The organism is Candidatus Effluviviaceae Genus I sp., assembly GCA_016867725.1.
Classification (GTDB): domain Bacteria; phylum Joyebacterota; class Joyebacteria; order Joyebacterales; family Joyebacteraceae; genus VGIX01.
In genome coordinates, this window is the sequence record VGIX01000001.1 from 19,457 (window position 1) to 40,915 (window position 21,459).

The 21,459-nt window shown below is 66.7% G+C and carries 8 protein-coding genes, 2 tRNA genes and 3 rRNA genes; all 13 read right to left on the reverse strand.

Annotated features, from left to right (window positions below):
- Window positions 1–8: 8 nt before the first annotated feature.
- The 13 genes from FJY74_00075 to FJY74_00135 all read right to left on the reverse strand — a co-directional run bounded on the left by FJY74_00075 (window position 9) and on the right by FJY74_00135 (window position 21,307).
- Window positions 9–3,245, reverse strand: a complete 3,237-nt coding sequence (locus FJY74_00075) for a T9SS type A sorting domain-containing protein (protein MBM3306722.1) — start codon at window positions 3,243–3,245, stop codon at window positions 9–11.
- Between the two features lies 1 nt (window position 3,246).
- The gene (locus tag FJY74_00080) at window positions 3,247–4,233 is read right to left on the reverse strand and encodes a PorV/PorQ family protein (GenBank protein MBM3306723.1); all 987 of its coding nucleotides are present in this window, start codon (window positions 4,231–4,233) and stop codon (window positions 3,247–3,249) included.
- Between the two features lie 34 nt (window positions 4,234–4,267).
- Window positions 4,268–8,275 carry a type IX secretion system sortase PorU gene (gene porU, locus FJY74_00085; protein ID MBM3306724.1) on the reverse strand — a complete coding sequence of 1,336 codons (4,008 nt, stop codon included), beginning with the start codon at window positions 8,273–8,275 and terminating at the stop codon, window positions 4,268–4,270.
- A 136-nt stretch (window positions 8,276–8,411) separates the two neighbouring features.
- Window positions 8,412–9,368 carry an acetyl-CoA carboxylase carboxyltransferase subunit alpha gene (locus tag FJY74_00090; GenBank protein MBM3306725.1) on the reverse strand — a complete coding sequence of 319 codons (957 nt, stop codon included), beginning with the start codon at window positions 9,366–9,368 and terminating at the stop codon, window positions 8,412–8,414.
- Window positions 9,369–9,413: 45 nt separating this feature from the next.
- Window positions 9,414–10,157, reverse strand: coding sequence for a hypothetical protein (locus FJY74_00095; GenBank protein ID MBM3306726.1), 744 nt, complete (start codon window positions 10,155–10,157; stop codon window positions 9,414–9,416).
- A gap of 77 nt (window positions 10,158–10,234) precedes the next feature.
- A complete protein-coding gene (locus FJY74_00100) occupies window positions 10,235–13,711 on the reverse strand; it encodes a DNA polymerase III subunit alpha (protein MBM3306727.1) in 3,477 nt (1,158 codons plus the stop codon).
- Window positions 13,708–14,352 carry a hypothetical protein gene (locus tag FJY74_00105; protein MBM3306728.1) on the reverse strand — a complete coding sequence of 215 codons (645 nt, stop codon included), beginning with the start codon at window positions 14,350–14,352 and terminating at the stop codon, window positions 13,708–13,710. The genes FJY74_00100 and FJY74_00105 overlap by 4 nt, the downstream gene beginning before the upstream one ends.
- A 130-nt stretch (window positions 14,353–14,482) precedes the next feature.
- Window positions 14,483–14,599, reverse strand: a 5S ribosomal RNA gene (gene rrf / locus FJY74_00110).
- 179 nt (window positions 14,600–14,778) lie between these two features.
- Window positions 14,779–17,809, reverse strand: a 23S ribosomal RNA gene (locus FJY74_00115).
- A 119-nt stretch (window positions 17,810–17,928) separates the two neighbouring features.
- Window positions 17,929–18,004: transfer RNA gene (locus tag FJY74_00120), tRNA-Ala, on the reverse strand.
- 20 nt (window positions 18,005–18,024) lie between these two features.
- Window positions 18,025–18,103: transfer RNA gene (locus FJY74_00125), tRNA-Ile, on the reverse strand.
- A gap of 117 nt (window positions 18,104–18,220) precedes the next feature.
- Window positions 18,221–19,778, reverse strand: a 16S ribosomal RNA gene (locus FJY74_00130).
- The 16S, 23S and 5S rRNA genes sit together here with 2 tRNA genes alongside, the layout of an rRNA operon.
- 284 nt (window positions 19,779–20,062) lie before the next feature.
- Window positions 20,063–21,307, reverse strand: a complete 1,245-nt coding sequence (locus tag FJY74_00135) for a tyrosine--tRNA ligase (protein MBM3306729.1) — start codon at window positions 21,305–21,307, stop codon at window positions 20,063–20,065.
- Window positions 21,308–21,459 lie beyond the last annotated feature (152 nt).

Consider the following 21,459-nt stretch of genomic DNA (forward strand, 5'->3'; position numbering starts at 1 on the left):
CCTCCGCGTCACCTGATCACCGCCACCTTCATGACCCGCGTCTCGCGCCGCCCGCCGGGCCACCCGTACGCTGCGGCTCCGCCGGAAGCGCGCGCCTCGACCCGCACAAGATACAGCCCGCTCGCCACGCCGGCCGTCGGCCACACGACCTCGTTGGCCGTCGGCTGCCCGTCCTTCGTGAAGCGCGCCACGCGCTGCCCGGAGACGTCGAGCACCTCGACCTCGATCTCCGCGGGCTCCTCGAGGTGCACGCGGATCGTGAGGTCGCTCCCCACCGCCGGGTTCGGGTAGCAGTACGTGCGCCCGGCCGCGAGCAGCCCCGGCTCGTCGGGCTCAGGGTCCGGCAGGAGCTCGCTCGGGAGCGCGCCCGTGCCGGCGGACGAGAACGCCTCGGTCTGCCAGAAGACCGCGCCGGGCGCCGCCACGGCCGGCATGGCGTAGAACGCGACGCGGCCGGACGCGCCGGCCACGAGCGCGTCGAGCACGCCGTCGCCCTCCGCGTCGCCGATCCAGGCGCTTCCGAGGGTCGGGTCGGCCGAGAGCGGCCAGCCGGGAAGCCGCCGCCCGCTCACGGCGCTGTGAGCGAAGAGCCCGCCGCAGGACCCGCACGAGACGACGTCCTGGACGCCGTCGCCGTCGATGTCCGCGATGAGCGGGGACGACCGGCTCGCGCGCACGCTGTCGCCCGGCGAGAGCGCAAGCGGCCAGTTCTCCACGCGCGCGCCGTTCCAGCGGATGCCCGCCACCGAAGCGGGACCCGTGGCCACCGCAACCTCGACGAGCCCGTCGCCGTCCAGATCGGCGAGCGAGGGGCGAGCGAGGACGGGCGCGCGAAGGTCCACCGGCCAGCCGTCGCACAGGCGCCCGAAGCGGTCCCACGCGTACGCGAGCCCGTCGGAGCCCACCGCCACGATCTCGGACACGCCGTCGGGCGCGCGGTCGAGGTCCGCGGCTACGACGCCCACGGCGGCCGTCTCCCACGCGCCGACGCGAACGGGCCACCCGGGGAGCGCACTCCCGTCACCGTTCATCGCGACGACCCACCCGCGGTTCGTCGTCGAGAGGACGATCTCGTCGAACGGGTCGCCGTCCATGTCGACCGCCGCGATCGTGACGTCGTCGAGCGCGAGATGACCGAACCGATACGGGGAACCGTGGAGGTGCGCGCCGTCGGCGCTCACGACCGTGAGGTCCCCGCTCATGGCCGCCACGGCGATCTCGAGCCCCGCGGCCGCGTCGAGGTTCGCCGCGACGGGGGCCGAGGACGCGGGCCCGCCGAGCGATACCGGGTACAGCGGTGAGAAGGCATCGGCGAAGCCGTCGCCGTTGTCGTCCGCGCAGCGCCAGACGTGAAGTCGGCCGGCGTCGGAGGCGACGATCACCTCGAGGCTGCCGTCGCCGTCGAGGTCCGCGGCCGCCGGGGTCCTCGACACGCCGCCCGGCGCAACGGCGAAGAGACCTGGTGCGCCGCCGCGAACCGGAGCGATCACGGGCTCGCCGGTGACGCGCCACGCGAACACGTTCCCGCCCAGGGCCGCGACGACGACCTCGGCGACGCAGTCGCCGTCGAGGTCGGCCACGCGCGGCGACGCCGCGCCGATCGGCTCGCCGATGTCGATCGGCCAGCCGGGCTTCCGGCGATCGAAGCGGACGTTCATGGTCATGACCGTGTCGGCGTCGGAGATGCGCGTGACGGCGAGGTACGTCTTCCCGCCCATGTTGTCGTCCGTGGACGGGAACGTGTCCCAGGCGAACGAGTCGTTGTTCGCCGCGAAGAACGGATCGTAGCGGTTCCCGGCCCAGTAGAAGCTCTGGATGTTGCCGAGGTCCATGATGCCGTCGGCCTCCTCGACGGCGACGCCCCGGCGGCGCGAGTCGGTGTTCACCGTGTCCCACGGCATGAGTCCCGGGATGACGCGCGTGTCGTCGATGTGCCAGATCATGAGTCCGGGGCCGGGAAGCAGGAAGTCGTACTCGTGGTTCACCGGGCAGACCGGGAGCGTGCAGTCGGGGTCCACGGGGCCGAGAACGACGCCGCGCTCCTGCTCGATCGCTACCACGCCGTCCTTGCCCAGATCGTCGAGCCGGTTCTCGATCAGGAAGCGCTCCGTGCTCGAGATGGGGATGCTGTAGACCCGGTTCCCGCCGCCGCGAAGCGCCGAGGCCCTGACCTCGAGGTCCGATGCGTCCTCCAGGACCTCCGCGCCGTCGAGCCACCCCATGAACAGCTTCGACCACGCCGAGGGCGCCGCCGGGATGAGGCCGTACGCCCAGCCCCACGGCGTGCTCATGCCGATGCGTCCGCCCGAGTCCATGATGTCCCAGTACCCCACGGCCGGGAACCCGTTCCGCGTGTTGTAGAGGTCGGGAAGCCCCAGGATGTGCCCCACCTCGTGCGCCAGCGTGCCGTTCAAGGCGATCGTGAGCCCGTCCTGGTTCGAGCTCTCGGGCATGATCGCCGAGCCCCAGACCTCCCAGGTGCCCCCGTTCACGAGGATCGGCTCGCCGAGCGAGATGTGGGCCGACGGAAGATCGAACGGCGAGTCGCCGTAGACGTCGCTCTGCCAGTCGGCGCCGGCGTGGAACAGGATGTACCCGTCGTACTGCGAGAAGTCCACCGTGCCGGCGCTGTCGGCAGCCGCGAAGGCGTCGCGCGTGAAGCGCTCGACCTGGTCCACGTACCACGCGAAGCTCTCCGAGTAGTCGTGGTAGTAGCCCATGTCGTGCGGGAGGACGAAGGCCTCCTGGTCGCCCTCCGGCGCCACGTCGAACTCGATGATCAGCCGCCCGTGCGACACGGACGCGAAGTAGTTCGCAAGCGCCGTCATGTGGAGCTCGAAGTACTCGCGGTCGTGCGGCGGCCCGTCGAAGGTCCGCCCGTCCCACGGCGAGTAGTCGAACGTGCCGTCGCCGGTGCTCCGGGGATCGTCGTCCGGCTGGAATTCCACGCGGATGGCCAGAAGGCGTATGGTCGTGCGGCCGCCCCGGTGCGCCCCCCTCGCCGTCGCCCGTTCGATCGCAGTCACGGCCGCCGGCTGATCGGGGAAGTTCCGGGCCGCCATCTGCGCCGCCTCGGCTGGCGTCGCCTCGCGTCCGGGGTCCTTCGTGCAGAGGAGCACGGATCGCGCCGACGCCCCGCCGCCGCAGAGCGCCCAGACGAGCGCCGCAGCGGTGAGCGCACGGAGGCCCCGGTGATGGACGATCGCCGCGTTGGTCATGCGCTGGTCCCGGCGCCCTGCCGCCATGCTAGAACGCCGCCGTAAGCGAGAACCTGAACGGGCGCTTGAGCCCCTCGGCCTGCGGGACGTTGGCGACGTCGAAGGCCCAGCTCTTGTACGAGAGCCCCATGCCGAAGGCGAGTCCCTTGACCTTCCCGTCCTCGTCGTGCACGTAGCCGCCGCGGAGCGCCAGCAGGTCGTAGTACCTGTACTCCGCGCCGGCGCCGAGGATGACGCCGGTCGAGAGGTCAGCAACGTCCTCGACGATGACGAGCGACTTGTTGAACTCGGCGCACACCGTGAAGTCGTTCATCTCGTCGGCGAGGAGCGCGTAGCTCGCGCCCACCTTGAGGTTCCGCGGCAGCGGGTCCGACTGCTCCTCGTCGATGTACGCGATGCGCGGACCGATGTGCTGCAGCGCGCCGCCCAGCCGCAGGCGGCCGTCGCGCATGCGGTACAGCACGCCGAGGTCGGCTGCGAAGGTGGACCCGGCGCCCTTCTGCTGGTCCTGCGTGTACTGCGCGGGAGCGAGGTCCACGTACACGAACTTGAGGCTCAGGCCCACGGCGAGGTTCTCTCCGACCGCCGCTCCGTACGACAGCGACGGGATGACCTCGTACGAGTTGAACTCGCCGATGGGGTCGGGGCTGTCGGGGTCCGTCGCGATCTGCTTGCCGTACGTGAGGTAGATCACCGACGCGCCGATCGTCCCGAGCCCCTCGATGCGCTGCGCGTACGCCGCGTACTCGTAGTACACGTCGTCCCAGTCCGGCACGAGCTGCGTGTGCATCAGCGTGAAGTTGAACCGGTGGTCAAGGAACGCGAGGCCCGCCGGGTTCCACGAGCACGCGCTCGCGTCCGCCGCGAGCGCCACGTAGCAGTCGCCCATGCCGGCCGGGCGCGCCCCAGGCTGGATGTAGAGGGACTGCGCCCCTCCGACCGAGACCTGCGCGCCTGCCGTTCCGGCCGCGAGCGCGAGCGCGGCCGCCACAAGAAACGTCCCCACTCTCAGCATGCGTTCCCTGACTCCTTTCGAGGGCCGTCCCCCGCTACCTCATGACCACGGCCCGCCCGATGACCTCGGCCCGGTCTCCACGGTAGAGCGCCGAGGTCGCGTGGATGCGATACAGATACACGCCGTTGGCGAGCTCGTCTCCCTGCTGGTCCCGGCCGTCCCAGTACACCTGGTTCGCGCCGGCCGTCGCGTGGAACTCGCCGATCCGCCGAACGAGCCTCCCGCCCACCGTGAACACGTCGACGCCGACCTCCGCGTCCACCGGAAGCTGGAAGAGGATGTAGGTCCCTTCGGTCTCGCCGCGCGGGAACGGGTTCGGCGAGCTCGCCACGTTCCTGATCACAAAGTCGGCGGCCGAGACCACCTCGAACCACTGGTTCGCCTCGGTCCCGTTCCCGATGTTGTCCGCGGCCGACACCGTGAGGGTGTGACCTCCGAGCCCCAGCGTCGGAAGACGGCGTTCGATGACGCCCCGCCGGTGCTCGCCGACGTCGTAGAGGAAGTCTCCCGTCACGTCGATCGGCGCGCCCCCGTCGAAGGAGATCGTGATCGCGGGCGATCCGCGGCCGACGAGATCGATCCCGTTCTCGTCGTAGAGCGAGACCGAGAACGCCGTCTCGGGGAGCACGGACGTGCCCCCGCCCGCGAACTCGACGGCGATGCTCGGCCCCCGCGTGTCCGAGACCTCGACGCTGTCGCGCAGCGTCACGTTCTCCATCGAGAACGACCCGTCGGCGTCGCCGCTGTAGAAGTACGCGCCGATCCTGGCGTACCGCCCCTCGGCGGACGCCGAGGACACGACGAACTGCCCCGCGAACTCGCCGTCGGCGACGGGAGCCAGCCCGCGGTACACCGTGCTGCCCGGCAGGGTGTACCGCACGTGGTACGCGTTCCCCGGCGGGGGCACGTGGAAGTAGCCGCTCGTGTCCGCGCAGTCGCGCGCGGTCAGGAGGACGAGCCCGTCGCTTCCCTCCGTGCTTCCCTGATTGGCGCCCGACACCGTGACGGTGTCGCGCCGCCGCATCGGCTCGACGCCCGTCGTGTCGATCACGCCTCCGCCCCACGGGGCCGCCAGCGTCACCGCGGGGTCCCCCAGGAAGGCGAAGAGCCGGTTGTTCCTCCACGCGTCGAAGGGCGTGGTCGTGAACGCCGCCTGGAAGGCCGAGCCGGTGTCCAGCGCCGGCGTGGTCGACTGCTGCTGGGACGCGAAGATGGCGGCGATGAACCTGCTGTTCAGGGACGCGTTCTGGAAGGCGCCGGAGTCGCGGGTGCTGCCGATGGAGCAGATCGACCCGCCGGCCGGCGACTTCATGAGGAGTTCGCCCATCGAGTCCACGGTCTGCTGGTCGAATCGGTTCAGCCTGCACGAGGCGGCGAAGAAGAGCGGCAGGGCATCGATGTTGCGAAGGAGCGACACGTCGTCGTACAGGAACACGCTCTCGTGCGCGAGCACGATCTCGTTGCCGTGGCCGGTGAAGTTCATGAGGATGGCGCCCCGGTTCCACGCCTCGATGATGTCGGCGCGGGCCGCCGGCTTCTTGCCCACCGCGTCGGCGGGGTACTCCATGAGGTAGATCTTCCGTCGGTCCAGAGGCCACGGGAGCACATCCGTCGAGAGTTGCTCCGTCTGCTCCGTGTGGAAGAACTCGCAGCAGTAGCCCGGCAGGTCCGGCTGCTTGAACTGGTCGTCGGCCACGAGGATGGCCGTGTTCCTCCACGGGCCGAACACCGGAGCGCTCTCGTAGCGGATGATCTTGTCGATCATCGCGTTGATCTCGCTCACCGACCGCGCCGGCAGCCGACCGAGCGCCATGGCCATGAAGTAGCTCGTCACGCCCGAGAAGCCCACGTACCACGCGTCGATCGGAGCCAGGCGCGAGTAGGTGGCCGGGTCGTAGTGCGCGGGGATGTAGCACGGTGTGGTCGAGGCGAGGTATCCCCTGTAGTCGGCCGACGTGTCGCCCACGAGCAGCGCGTGCGTCGGCGGGACGTCCTCGTGGTCCCAGACGTGCTTGAGGAAGTCGCGGATGGCGGTGGGATCCTGAAGCCCCCACGAGAAGTCGTCGTACACGTCCGAGACCCTGACGAGCCTCACGCGGAACCCCCCGCCTGCGGCGCTCTCTCTGTAGCTCCTGAGCCGCAGCGCGGCGTCGTAGAAGTCGTCGTGCGCGATCATGACGTAGTCGGCCGCCGTCACCGTCCTGAGACCGGCGGGCGCGTCGCGCGAGATCCGGGGTGTCACGAGGGCCTCCGGGGAGACGACGATGTACGAGGCCGTGTCGGCGACATCGTCGTTGAACACGGCCCGGAAGCCGTTCGAGCCGCTCTCGGTCGTCACGCCCGGCACCGTGCGGGTCGTGTACCGGTCAAGCACCTTGAAGACGGAGACGTCCTGGCCCGCGAGCCCGCCCACGGTGTAGCGGATCTCCCCCGTGCGGCCCGAGCTGCCGAAGACCAGCTGGCCGTCTGCGGCCCACAGCTCGCGCCAGTACTCGAGGTCGTACCAGTCGACGAGGATCCTGTCGTCACGGAACGAGTCGCCCTGCCTCGGCAGGAAGATCTCGAGCGTGTTGTCGCCCTCGACGACCGGCACGTCGGCGATCTCGACGATGAGTCGCGTCTCGCCCTCCCACTCCGCGACGTGCACGAGCTCCCCGTTCAGGGAGAAGCGGGTGTGGTGGTCCGGGTTCGCGGCCGCCGCGGAGATCCCCTCGACGCGCACGCGGAGGACCGCCGTGGAGTCGGTTCGAACCCGGTTGAGCTGGTGGGTGAACTGCCTCCGCTCGGGCAGCGGGCTCTGCTGCATCTGCTGCCAGAACCAGTTGTCCGACGCGCCGAGCCACTCGTAGATGTTCCGCTCCAGATGGTCCCGGGCCCAGTACGCGTCCGCCGGTGTCGCAGAGGGCGACGACTGCAGATCGTCCTCCTGCATTCTCCGCGGCTCGCCGGAGAAGCCGGAGGGCGTGCCGGGGCTCTCCCAGGTGAGCCAGTACACGTTCGAGCTCGAGAAGGGATTCTCGTAGTAGGGCTCTTCCGCCGGGGCGAGGCCCATGTCGCACGCCCAGCCGTCGGGGCCGAAGGCGCAGAAGACGACGCGGTCGCCTTCGTCGAAGACGCCGTCGCTCTCTCCCTCAACGAGGATGTCGCACTCGACCATCCAGTCGGGCCTGGGCGCGGTCACGTTCTCGGGAAGCGGAAGCCCGGTCCCGGAGAACACGCGGATCGTCCTCGGATCGACCGAGGCAGGCGAAACGCCGACGTTCCTGAGATCGGCGGGGCTGACGGCGTGGGCGGCCTGCCGCGTCACGCGCATCTTCAGCCAGTTCGCGGAGGTCTCGAACGAGTCGCCGGGGCGTTCCGGCGGCGCCGCGGGCTGTCGGCCGACGCGCCACTGGCGGGCGCTCTCGTAGTTGAGAAGCACGGTCTCGAGCATCCGCTCCCGCCGCGGAGCGTCCGGCCGCGGCGCGGACGGACCCCGCACGCCTCGAAACGTGAGGGTCACCTCGATCGACGAGTGGACGAGGAGCGCGCGCGCCTGCGGGTCCACCTGGCACGGGTGCAGCAGGATCTCCACGACGCGCTGCGTGCCGAGGGTCCCGGGCGTGCCCATCGCCGCCGCGCCCGGCGGCCACACGCCTGCCGCCCTGTACTGCTCACCCTCGACATACCGGTAGTCGCTCAGAGCGCCGTCCTCGCCCGGCAGGACCGTCGGCGACGGGGCGACCCACACGTCTCTCAGCGGCGCGCCAGGCGTCGTGGAGATCGTCATGTCCACCGCGTCGCAGTCCGGGATGCCGACGGTGGCACGGAACATCGGCAGGTCGGGAGCGCCCGGGATGCCCAGCGGCTCCGCGCCCGGAATGGACACCGTCACGTAGTCTCCCTGCGGGATGGACAGAGTGCGGACGACCGGCTCTCCGACCTCGCAACGCACCACGACGCGCTCCGGCGAGGACGACACGAGCTCGACGGCGCCGCGGCCGCCCAGCGCCGCCTGAGCGGCGCAGATCACCACGAGGAGAGAGGCCACCACGGGCCGCATCGTCGGTTCTCCATGAGGGCAGATGCGTGAAAGACTCGCGGGACGCCGCCACTGCCCGCGGCACCCGCGACGGGTATCGAGACGCCTTGCGCGGGAGCTTGTTCAAGGGAGAAGCCCGGCGCGGGTCGCAGAGGCTCTAGGTCTCCGTGAACTCGCCCATCGCCATGTACTTCGCCAGCCTCTGCCTGACGAGCTCCGCCGGACCGAGCCCCTCGAGCTCGGTCAGATGACGGTCGATGGCCGCTCCGACGCTCCGCGCCGCGGCCGCCGGATCGCGGTGGGCCCCGCCGCTCGGCTCGGGGACGACCTCGTCGACGACCTTGAAGCCGAGGAGGTCCTTCGCCGTGATCTTCATCGCTTCGGCCGCCTGGGGCGCCTTCGCGGCGTCACGGTACAGGATCGAAGCGCACCCCTCCGGCGAGATCACGGAGTAGACGGAGTACTCGAGCATAAGGACCCTGTCGCCGACCCCGATCCCCAGGGCGCCGCCGCTCCCCCCCTCGCCGATGACCACGACGACGATCGGAACGGGCAGGCGCGCCATCTCTCGCAGGTTCAGCGCGATGGCCTCCGCCTGGCCGCGCTCCTCGGCGCCGATGCCCGGGTACGCCCCCGGTGTGTCGACGAACGACACGATCGGTCGACCGAACTTCCCCGCCAGGTGCATGAGCCGGAGCGCCTTTCGGTATCCCTCGGGATGCGCCATGCCGAAGTTCCGCCGGATGTTCTCCTTCGTGTCCCGTCCCTTCTGCTGCCCTATGATGACGACCCTCCGACCGCCGAAGAACCCGAGACCGCCCACGATGGCCTCGTCGTCGCCGAACCGCCGGTCTCCGTGGAGCTCCAGAAACTCCACGCCGAGCATTCTGATGTAGTCGAGCGTGTAGGGTCGCTTCGGATGTCGGGCGATCTGCGTGATCTGCCAGCGGCTGAGCCTGCCGTAGATCTGCTTGCGGAGCTCGCCGGCCTTCGCCTCGAGGCGCGCAAGCTCCCGAGCGACGTCGATGCTCTGGCTGTCGGCGAAGCTCCGGAGCTCGTCGATCCTCTGTTCCAGCTCGAGGAGCGGCTTCTCGAACTCCAGCCATCCCACCATGCTCGAGCCTCCTCGGGCGCCGCCGGGCACCCCAGGGCCGTCAGCTCAGAAGCTGTCGTGGAAGATGAACGCGATCGACCTGCTCGACGGCTCGGGCGAGTTCCTCGAGCCCGTGAGATTCCTGAGCAGGAAATCGAGCTGGACCTTCTTGGCGAAGAACCAGCGCAGTCCCGCGTTCAGGTAGGCGGTCGTCGACTCGCCCTCCTCGGTCATCGTCCTCGCGTTCGCCTGGAGCTCGGTGATGACCGAGAATTCCTGCGAGAACCGAGCCGACACGCCGCCGAAGAAGCCCGGTCTTGCCCTCCGCTCCTCCATCGTCCTCGTGATGCCCGCGCTCCACTCCCAGTGCTCGGAGAACGGGAACTCCCGGGAGGCGACGAGGAACAGGCCCGGCGAGGCCTTCTCGAACGCGCCGCTGTCGAACTGCCGGCCGTAGCCGCGCGAGTCGAACCCGAGCGCCAGCCCGACCGGCGCGTTCCCCTGCCTCGCGATCCGGACCTTCGCGTCGAACTCGACGCGGCTCTCCCAGTCCGGTCGGCCCAGCCCCACGACGTTCCGGGCCCCGTAGGACACCCCAAGGTAGAGGTAGTCCGTCACGCCCACTCGGATGCCCCCCACGAGCGTCCCGCCGGGCGCGAGGCGCGCTCCGATCGAGTACGTGGCTCTGGGAACGGTGTGGGCCGTCGGAAGATCTGCGAGCTCGGGAAACCGGCCGTCGAGCTCGACGGCCGGCGCCACCGCGACCAGCGAGAGGAGCGCGAGGACCGCAAGTGCCGCTCTTCTGAGCATATGCGTCACTCCCCGAGCCTCGTGGACCCCTTCCAGGCCGCGTGGCGAAATATAGCAACCCCTTATGGCGCTGTCAATTAGAAACCCGGCGGGGGCGGCGCGGCCGCCGCGGCTCCGACAAGCCTCACGTTCCCCTCTCCGACCATCGCCTCAAGACGACTCACAAGCTCACGCGACGGATCCACGCGAACCGCCCCGGCGCTGACGGTCACGAGCCGGCCTCCGGTGCGCAGGACGAGGTCGACCGGACAGCGCCCGGAGTGGGCGCCGAGAGCCCCCTTGATCTCCTCGAGCAGCGTCTCGACGAGCACGTCGGACGTGAGCGTGATGACGAGCCTCTCGACGAACCGCTGATGGGCCATGGCGAGGGGCACGATGTCGCTCACGACGATCTTCGGAACCTCCTCCTCGCGCGTGGAGACCTTCCCCTCGACGAGCAGCGCCGCGTCCTTCTGGACGGACTCGTGTCTCCTGGCGAAGCACTTCGAGAACACGACGAGCTCGACGCGCCCCGTGAAGTCCTCGAGGGTCACGAAGGCCATCCGCTCGCCCTTCCTGTCCGTCATCTGCTTGGCGTTCGTGACGATGCCGCCGATCCGCACGGCCTCGCCGTCCTCGGCCTCCTGCAGCTCGCCCACGGAGATCGTCGCGAACTCGCGAAGCTCGCGCTCGTAGCGCGCGAGCGGGTGCCCGGTCATGTAGAACCCGAGCACCTCCTTCTCCCGGTTGAGCATCTCGCTGTCGCTCCAGGGCTCCGCATCGGGCAGCTTCCTCGGCCTTGCTGGCGCGCCTGCGGCCCCATCGAGGACGGTCAGGAGCGACGTCTGTCCGGACTCGTGCTCACGCTGTGCGCGCTGGCCGAGCTCGAGCGCCGCCGGGACGGCCGCCATCTGGCCGGCCCGGTGACCGTGAAGCGCATCCAGGGCGCCGGCGGCGACAAGACTCTCGAGGACGCGACGGTTCACGATCCGCAGGTCCACGCGGCTCGTGAGGTCGAAGATGTCGCCGAAGGACCCGCGCTGCCGTCTCGCGTCGACGATCGAGTGGACGGCCGCACGGCCGACGTTCTTGATCGCGGCGAGGCCGAACTGGATGTCGCCCCGGGGCGTCGCCCTGAACTCGGCCTGTCCCTCGTTGACGTTGGGGGGAAGCACCCGGATCCCCATCCGCCGGCACTCGTTGATGAGCGCGACGACACGATCGGAGTCGTCCATCTCGCTCGTGAGCGTGGCCGCCATGAACTCCGCCGCGTGGTGCGCCTTGAGGTAGGCCGTCCTCACCGCGAGGATCGCGTAGGAGGCGCTGTGCGCCTTGTTGAAGCCGTATCCCGCGAAGTGCGCCATCTGATCGAACACGGCCCCCGCCGTGCTCTTCGGGATGCCCGCGCCGACGGCCCCCCGGACGAAGTCCTCGCGCTGAAGCGCCATCTGCTCCGGGACCTTCTTCCGCATCGCGTTCAGCAGGATGTCGGCCTGACTCATCGTGAAGCCGGCGAGCTCGCTCGCCACCTTCATCACCTGCTCCTGGTACGCGATGACGCCGTAGGTCTCGCTCAGCACCGACGCGAGCTTCGGGTGGAGGTACGCGACCTTCTGCCGGCCGTGCTTCCGCTTGACGTAGTCCTCCACCATCCCCGAGCCCAGCGGACCGGGGCGGAAGAGCGCGTTGACGGCGATGATGTCCTCGATCCTCTCCGGCTTCATCTTCCGCAGAAGGTCGCGCATGCCGGACGACTCCAGCTGGAACACGCCGACCGTGTTTCCGCTGCTCAGCAGTTCGTACGTCGCGGGGTCGTCCAGCGGGATGCTCTCCGGCGTCCTCTGGACGCCGTGGTTCTCCTCAATCATCGCAAGGGTGTCCCGGATGACCGTCAGCGTCCTCAGGCCGAGGAAGTCGAACTTGAGGAGGCCGATCTTCGCCAGCGACTTCATGTGGTACTGGGTCGTGATCTCGTCGCCGGCCGACTTGTAGAGAGGCGCCCAGGCGTCGATGCGTCCCGGGGCGATGATGACCCCGGCCGCGTGGACCGACGCGTGGCGCACGAGCCCCTCGAGCATCCTGGCGTACTCGATGAGCTTGGCGTACTTCTCGTCGGAGTCCCGGAGCTCCCTGAGCTCGGGAACGCGGGCGAGCGCGTCGTCCAGCGTGATGCTGAGCTCGCGGGGGATCATCTTCGCGATCCGGTCGACCTCGGCGTACGGCAGCTTGAGCACCCGCCCGACGTCGCGCACGACGGCCCGCGCCTGCATCGTGCCGAACGTGATCACCTGAGCGACCGACTCGCGGCCGTACTTCTGCGTGACGTAGTCGATGATCTCATTGCGGCGTTCGTAGCAGAAGTCGATGTCGAAGTCCGGCATCGCCTTCCGCGCCGGGTTCAGAAAGCGCTCGAAGACCAGGCCGAACCGCAGGGGATCCAGCTCGGTGATGCCGAGGGCGTAGCTCACGATGCTGGCGGCTGCCGACCCGCGCCCCGGCCCCACGGGAATGCCGCGTCGTTTGGCCTCCTCGATGAAGTCCTGGACGATCAGGAAGTACCCCGAGAAGCCCATGTCCTTGATGAGCGCGAGCTCCCGTTCCATCCGATCCGTGACCTCGGGAGGAACGGTGGAGCCGCACCGCCGCTCGATGCCCTCGCGGGCGAGCGCGGCCAGGTACTCCGCGGCGTCCGCGTAGCCCTGCGGCAGGGGGAACCGCGGCATGTGCACGCGCCCGAACTCGAGCGACAGGTTGCACCGCTCGGCGATGGCCACCGTGTTCTCGTAGGCATCGGGGAACTCGGCCATCACGGCGCGCATCTCGTTCGGGGACTTGAGGTAGAACTCGTCGTTCGGCATTCGCATGCGGTCCGGGTCGTCGATCTCCTTTGAGGTCTGGATGCACAGGAGAACGTCGTGCGCCGGGGCCGCCTCGCGCGCAAGGTAGTGGCAGTCGTTCGCGGCGACGAGGGGGATGCCGAGCTCGCGGGAGAGCTGCGCATAGCCAGCCCGGACGGCCGCCTCCTCGGGAAGGCCGTGGTTCTGTATCTCGAGGTAGAAGTTGCCGTCGCCGAAGATCTCGGCGAGCTCGATGGCCGCTTCGCGCGCGCCCGCGAGATCCCCCGCGAGGATGCGCTGGGCCGGCGCCCCCCGCAGGCATGCCGTCGTCGCGATGATACCCTCGTGGTGCCGGCGCAGAAGCTCCCTGTCGATCCGCGGGCGGTAGTAGAGGCCTTCGAGAAAGGAGATCGTGGACAGCCGCATCAGGTTGCGGTAGCCTTGCTCGTTCCTCGCGAGCAGCAGGAGGTGGTTGAGGTCCCACGCCCTCCCCTGCGGCCGTTCCGTGTGCGATCGCGGGTCGACGTACGCCTCAAGCCCGATGATCGGCTTGAGGCCCTTCTCCATGGCGGCCGCGTAGAACTCGATCACACCGAACATGTTGCCGTGGTCGGTCAGCGCGAGGGCGGGCATCCTGAGCTCGAGCGCACGCTCGACCATGCGGTCGATGCGCGACGCTCCGTCCAGAAGGCTGTACTCGGAGTGGTTGTGGAGGTGGACGAAGTCCGAACGGATCATGGCTCTCCGCGCTCGCCCCGGATCGCTCCCGGATCGTCCTCGTTGGCATGCCTCAGCATCCAATCGAGGAGTTCGACGGCCGCCGAGGCACCGCCCTCCGCCTGCTGCCTCTTCCGCATGCCCGCCAGCACCTCGGCCTGAAGCCGATCCCAAGCAGGAACGTCGGCGCTCATGAGAACGAACACGTCGCACACTCCGCGGGTGCCGTCCCGTGCCGACGAAGCCGGGCACTCCCTGTGGAATGCGTCCTCGCGCCTCAGCTCGGCGGCCAGCCGTTCGACGACGGGCTCGACCAGGCGGGTCCGGAAGACCCCACGATCTGTGCTCGTCAACTCGACGCCGGCGTGTCGGAACGCGCGATCGACGAGGCCGAGCATATGCTCGCGGACGGCGCGCTCCGCCTGGGACCTCGCGTCGGCCTCGGCCTCCGCCACGCCTGCGGCGGCGTCCGGGGCTGCCGAGCACCCCCCCACGTAGTACGCGCGCACGGAGTCTGTCACGGGCACAACGAGAACCCAGTTGGGGAGCTCCTGCGACGCGGGACGCTCACCGTCAACCGAAGCCGTCGAAGAGCATCCCGCTGCAAGCGCGAGGAGCATCCACGCCGCGCCCCCGGGTAAGACCGATCTACGCCTCTCCATGGCATCCTCCGTTGATGGCAGAGCTCAGGCGGCGAGGCTAGCAAGCGGATGTGCGAAGCGTCAAGGCGGCGCGCATACGGCCAGGAAGAAGAAGGACCCCCTTCACCTCTCGGCGAAGGGGGTCCGCATGTTCCGGCAGCGTCCTACTCTCCCGCAAGGTCTCCCAAGCAGTACCATCGGCGCTGGAGGGCTTAACTACTGTGTTCGAAATGGGTACAGGTGTGACCCCTCCGCCATAGCCACCGAAACAACGCTCCCGGCCGGCGCGCGCCGGCTTCACTGAGGCACCCGGCCTGGGGTCAGGACGAGGTCCAGCCCCAAATCAGTCGCAAGCGATCTAGATCGTCGACTGCGTCGCCAGGTGCACAGATCGGCGACAACTCAGAGTATTGGACGAGCAGCAGCACCATTGCTGTAGATCTCATGACGGCCAAGTCGCACGGCCGATTAGTACCGGTCGGCTGAGAGGATTGCTCCCCTTACACCTCCGGCCTATCAACGTCGTCATCTCCAACGAGCCTTTAGGTGGGTTGCCCCACGGGATGCCTATTCTTGGAGGAGGCTTCACGCTTAGATGCTTTCAGCGTTTATCCTTTCCGAACATAGCTACCCAGCGATGCCACTGGCGTGACAACTGGTACACTAGAGGTTCGTCCACCCTGGTCCTCTCGTACTAAGGGCAGCTCTCCTCAAGCATCCTACGCCCGCAACGGATAAGGACCGAACTGACTCACGTCGTTCTAAACCCAGCTCACGTAACGACTTTAATTGGCGAACAGCCAAACCCTTGGGACCTTGTCCAGCCCCAGGATGTGTTGAGCCGACATCGAGGTGCCAAACCTCCCCGTCGATGTGGACTCTCGGGGGAGATAAGCCTGTTATCCCCGGGGTACCTTTTATCCGTTAAGTGCCGGCCTTTCCACGCAGCACCGGCAGATCACTAGGCCCTGCTTTCGCATCTGCTCGGCTTGTTTGCCTCGCAGTCAAGCTCCCTTCTGCCCTTACACTCGACACGCGGTTGCCGTCCGCGCTGAGGGAACCTTTGGGCGCCTCCGTTACGTTTTAGGAGGCGACCGCCCCAGTCAAACTACCCGCCTGACACTGTCCCCGCACCGGGTAACGGCGCCGGGTTAGGTCTCCAACAAGGCAAGGGTGGTATTTCAAGGTTGGCTCCACGAAGGCTAGCGCCCCCGCTTCATAGCCTCCCACCTATCCTACACGAACCTGGCCGAAGACCAATATCAGGGTGCAGTAAAGGTCCACGGGGTCTTTCTGTCCAGTTGCGGGTAAGCGGCATCTTCACCGCTGCTACAGTTTCGCCGGGTCGGCGGTTGAGACAGCGCCCAAGTCGTGTCACCATTCGTGCAGGTCGGAACTTACCCGACAAGGAATTTCGCTACCTTAGGACCGTTATAGTTACGGCCGCCGTTTACTGGGGCTTCGGTTCAACGCTTCGCCCCCCGAAGGGGGCTAACGTCTTCCCTTAACCTTCCAGCACCGGGCAGGTGTCAGTCCCTATACGTTGCCTTGCGGCTTGGCAGAGACCTGTGTTTTTAGTAAACAGTCGCCCAGGCCGATTCTCTGCGGCCCCTCACAGCTCCCCTCGCAAGGAGGATCACCGCAAAGGGCACCCCTTATCCCGAAGTTACGGGGTCAGATTGCCGAGTTCCTTAACCGCCGTTCTCCCGAGCACCTTTGGATACTCTCCTCGCCCACCTGTGTCGGTTTCCGGTACGGGCACCGACGAGACTCGCATAGAGGCTTTTCTCGGCAGCTTGATTAGGGTCAGTTTGTGTCCCAAAGGGACTCCCCATCACGTCTCGGGGTAGTGGCCGCGCGCATTTACACGCAGCCCCCCTACTCGCTTAGACCGGGACATCCAACACCCGGCTGACCTTTCACTCCTGCGTCACCCCTTAGCGTCTTTGTCGTCTCGTCAGTGGTACGGGAATATTAGCCCGTTCTCCATCGCCTACGCCTGTCGGCCTCGGCTTAGGTCCCGACTAACCCTGAGCGGATTAACCTTCCTCAGGAACCCTTGGGCTTTCGGTGTGCAGGTTTCTCGCCTGCATTATCGCTACTCGTTCCGGCATAATCACTTCCGTTTCGTCGACCCGATCTCACGATCGAGCTTCACCCTACAACGGAACGCTCCCCTACCAGACGCCCTTGCGGGCGCATCCAGAGCTTCGGTGGCTGGCTTGAGTCCCGTGAATTTTCGGCGCGGGGCCGCTTGACTGGTGAGCAGTTACGCACTCTTTAAATGGTGGCTGCTTCTAAGCCAACATCCCAGCTGTCTGAGCAATCCCACATCCTTACTTCACTTAGCCAGTACTTGGGGACCTTAGCTGCTGGTCTGGGTTCTTCCCCTCTCGTCCGCGGATCTTATCACCCGCAGGCTGACTCCCGGTAAACGAGATGACGGCATTCGGAGTTTGAATGGGGTCGGCAGGTCGGTGAACCCCCTAACCCAATCAGTGCTCTACCTCCGCCACTCTATGAACCGAGGCTAGGCCAAAACCTATTTCGGGGAGAGCCAGCTATCTCCAGGTTTGATTAGCCTTTCACCCCTACGCACAGCTCATCCAAAGTCTTTTCAACGACCACTAGTTCGGGCCTCCACGCATTGCTACACGCGCTTCGCCCTGGCCATGCGTAGATCACCTGGCTTCGGGTCTGTAGAGCGCGACTCATTGTCGCCCATTTCGGACTCGCTTTCGCTCCGGCTCCGCGTCACAGACGCTTAACCTCGCCACGCTCTAACAAGTCGCCGGATCATTATGCAAAAGGCACGCGGTCAGATCTGCGTGGGCCGAAGCCCGCGCAGACCCTCCCACAGCTTGTAGGCACACGGTTTCAGGTTCTATTTCACTCTCCGCCAGGAGTTCTTTTCACCTTTCCCTCACGGTACTGGTTCGCTATCGGTCGCCAGCGAATACTTAGCCTTAGGAGGTGGTCCTCCCGGATTCCCACGGGGTTTCACGTGCCCCGCAGTACTTGGGTACCCAACCCAGGGAGCCTCCGCTCCTTCGTCTAAGGGACTATCACCCTCTATGGTCGGCCTTCCCATGCCGTTCGACTGAAGCTCGGGTTGCTCACTCCCCGACCGGTCCGCACACCGGTCCAATCGGGCCCCACGACACCGTCTGCACAACGCGCGCGGGCTTGAACATGCAGATCGGTTTAGGCTTGTTCCCGTTCGCTCGCCACTACTAGGGAAGTCGCTGTTGCTTTCTTCTCCTGGGGGTACTGAGATGTTTCAGTTCCCCCCGTTCGCCTCGTCCGGCCTATCTGATTCAGCCGGCGATCACGCGGCATGACCCGCGTGGGGTTGCCCCATTCGGAAATCCCCGGGTCAAAGGATGTTTGCTCCTCACCGGGGCTTATCGCAGCTTACCACGTCCTTCATCGCTTGCTGGCGCCAAGGCATCCACCATGTGCCCTTAGTAACTTGGCCATCTTGATCACGGCAAAGATGCTTTGCCCGTCCAATCTCTTGAGTTGTCAAAGACCCGTGCCCGCCGTCGGCTACTGCCCGAACCCCTCGTAAGCCTACCAACCTCGCTGAGGTCGAACTGGTGGAGATAACCGGGATCGAACCGGTGACCTCCTGCTTGCAAAGCAGGCGCTCTCCCAGCTGAGCTATATCCCCGGCACGAGCCTCGATGGGATTGGTGGGCCTAAGAGGAGTTGAACCTCTGACCTCACGCTTATCAGGCGTGCGCTCTAACCACGGCTGAGCTATAGGCCCGAGAGGCTCCCCGACTGCGGGAAGGCCGAATCACGATGAATAGCGTGCCAGCCGTTCCTCTGACCGTCTGACCTTCTCGATCCGCCGCGCGTGGCGCCGGTCGAGATGTCTCCTTAGAAAGGAGGTGATCCAGCCACACCTTCCGGTACGGCTACCTTGTTACGACTTAGCCCCAATCGCTGGTCTTACCTTGGGCGCCTGCCCCCCTTGCGGGTTGGCTCAGCGACTTAGGGCACTCCCAGCTTTCGTGGCTTGACGGGCGGTGTGTACAAACCCCGGGAACGTATTCACCGCGGCGTGCTGATCCGCGATTACTAGCGATTCCGGCTTCATGGAGTCGAGTTGCAGACTCCAATCCGAACTGAGACCGGCTTTTTGGGATTGGCTCCGCCTCGCGGCATTGCAACCCTTTGTACCGGCCATTGTAGCACGTGTGTAGCCCGGGACGTAAGGACCATGAGGACTTGACGTCATCCCCGCCTTCCTCCGGCATATCGCCGGCAGTCTCGCCAGAGTGCCCGGCATAACCCGATGGCAACAGGCGACGAGGGTTGCGCTCGTTGCGGGACTTAACCCAACATCTCACGACACGAGCTGACGACAGCCATGCAGCACCTGTGTACCGACCCCGAAGGGAGGGCATGTTTCCATGCCTGTCCGGTACATGTCAAGCCCCGGTAAGGTTCTTCGCGTTGCGTCGAATTGAACCACATGCTCCACCGCTTGTGCGGGGTCCCGTCAATTCCTTTGAGTTTCAGCCTTGCGACCGTACTCCCCAGGCGGGGCACTTAATGCGTTTGCTGCGGCACAGGAGGGGTCAGTACCTCCTACACCTAGTGCCCATCGTTTAAGGCTGGGACTACCAGGGTATCTAAGCCTGTTTGCTCCCCCAGCTTTCGCGCCTCAGCGTCAGCCATGGCCCAGAAGGCCGCCTTCGCTACCGGTGTTCTTCCTGATATCTACGCATTCCACCGCTACACCAGGAATTCCGCCTTCCTCTACCAAGCTCAAGAATCGCAGTTTCGACCGCAGTTCACCGGTTGAGCCGGTGGATTTCACGGCCGACCCGCGATCCCGCCTACGCGCCCTTTACGCCCAGTAAATCCGAATAACGCTTGACCCCTCCGTATTACCGCGGCTGCTGGCACGGAGTTAGCCGGGTCTTTCTCCAGGGGCAACGTCAGGCACCCAGCCTATTCAGCTGGGTGCGGTTCTCCCCCCTGTGACAGGGCTTTACGACCCGAAGGCCTTCATCGCCCACGCGGCGTCGCTCGGTCGGGCTTGCGCCCATTGCCGAAGCCTCTCGACTGCTGCCTCCCTTAGGAGTCTGGGCCGTATCTCAGTCCCAGTGTGGCTGACCACCCTCTCAGGCCAGCTACCCATCATAGCCTTGGTAGGCCGTTACCCTACCAACTAGCTAATAGGACTCGGGGCCATCCTTAAGCGGCACCTTGTGTCAGAGGGCACCTTTGGTCTCCCACTCATGCGGGCAGGAGACGTCATGCGGAATTTACGTCTTTCGGACGTGTTCCCCACTCAAGGGCAGGTTCCCCAAGCGTTACTCACCAGTTCGCCACTCTACTCAGGTCCCCGAAGGGACCCTTTCGCGTTCGACTTGCATGCCTAATCCACGCCGCCAGCGTTCATTCTGAGCCAGGATCAAACTCTCCGTTGTAGTCTAATCCTCGACTGCCCCCCACACCGTGAGGGACAGCGTCTTACGCGTGTGCATGTGTTCCCCGCGCCGGCCGCGCTCGCGCGCGCCCGTCACGAGAGAACCCGTTCAGGGTACTTGGCTAGCACGCTATTCAGGTTTCAAAGAGCTTCGGAGTCCCCGCTCCCGCAGGGAGCCCCGGCTGTCTTTCGGCAGCCTTGGGAGTATAGGCTCCGGGGCGATTCCTGTCAAGCGATTTTCTACACGGCGGCGACTTTTTTTCCGATCCCCCGCGCCGCGCCGATCTACTCCCCAGGAAGGACCCTCCCCGGCACGAGCCTGACGAACCTCCTCTTCCCGGCCTGCAGGAGGCGCGGTGCACTCAGGTCCACCACCGCATCCGGATCCCTCACCGCCTCGCCGTCCACTCTGATCCCCCCCTGGGCGATCAGGCGTCTGGCTTCTCCACCCGACCCGGCAAGCCCCGCTCCTACCACGACCGCCACGATCCACGCGCGAGAAAGGTCCGACTGCCCCTTGAGGACCACGACCGGCTCGGGGACCTCGTCGGGCAGCCCGCCCTTCGCGAAGACCCTGTCGAACTCCGCCTCGGCGCTGTCCGCCGCCGCCACGCCGTGGTACAGCGTGACGAGGCGCCTCGCGAGCTGTCTCTTGAGATCGCGCGGGTTCACATCGGGATCCTGCAGGCTCTCCTTCACGCCCGCGAGCGTCTCAGGGGAGAGAACAGCCGCGAGCTCGTAGTACCGCCCGATCACAGCGTCGGGAATCGACATCGTCTTTCCGTACATCTCGCGCGGGGACTCCGAGAGCCCGATGTAGTTGCCGGTGCTCTTGCTCATCCGCCGCACGCCGTCCGTGCCCTCCAGGACCGGCATGAGCATCACGACCTCGGGCTCGACCCCGTACGCCTTCTGGATCTCCCGAGCAACCAGGCAGTTGAACTTCTGCTCCGTGGCGCCGAGCTCCACGTCGGCCCTGATGGCCACCGAGTCATATCCCTGCATGAGCGGGTAGAAGAGCTCGTGGATGCTGATGGGCTGCTGCGCGCCGAAGCGCTGCGTGAAGTCGTCGCGCTCGAGGATCCTCGCGACGGTGTACTTCCCGGCAAGGTCCATGACGTCGGCGAAGCTCATGGTCCGGAACCAGTCACCGTTCATGACGACCTCGGTCCGCGCCGGGTCGACGATCTTGTGGAGCTGCGCCTGGTAGGTCTGCGCGTTCCTGAGAACCTCCTCGTACGTCAGCCTGGGGCGCGTCTCGGCTCGCTCGCTGGGATCGCCCACCATGCCCGTGTAGTCGCCGATGATGACCACCGCCGTGTGGCCGAGGTCCTGGAACTGGCGCAGCTTGCGAAGGCCGACCGCGTGACCCAGGTGCAAGTCGGGCGCGCTGGGGTCGAACCCCTGCTTGACCCTGAGCGGCTTCCCGTCGCGCAGGGAGCGTTCGAGCTTCCCTAGGAGCTCGTCCTCCTTGATGATCTCCACGACCCCTTCGCGAAGTCGCTCCAGCTGCTCCCTCGGGTCAAGCACGTCGGAGACCTCCGGTTCGTCCGCCCATCAGGTGGCCTGCCCCCCCGCCTTCTCCCGCGCGGGGCCGGGCGAGTCAGCGAACGGCTGCATAGTACATACCAACCCGGCACCCGCCGGCGCAAGGGCAAACAGGCGGGACGGCCGCGGCTTGA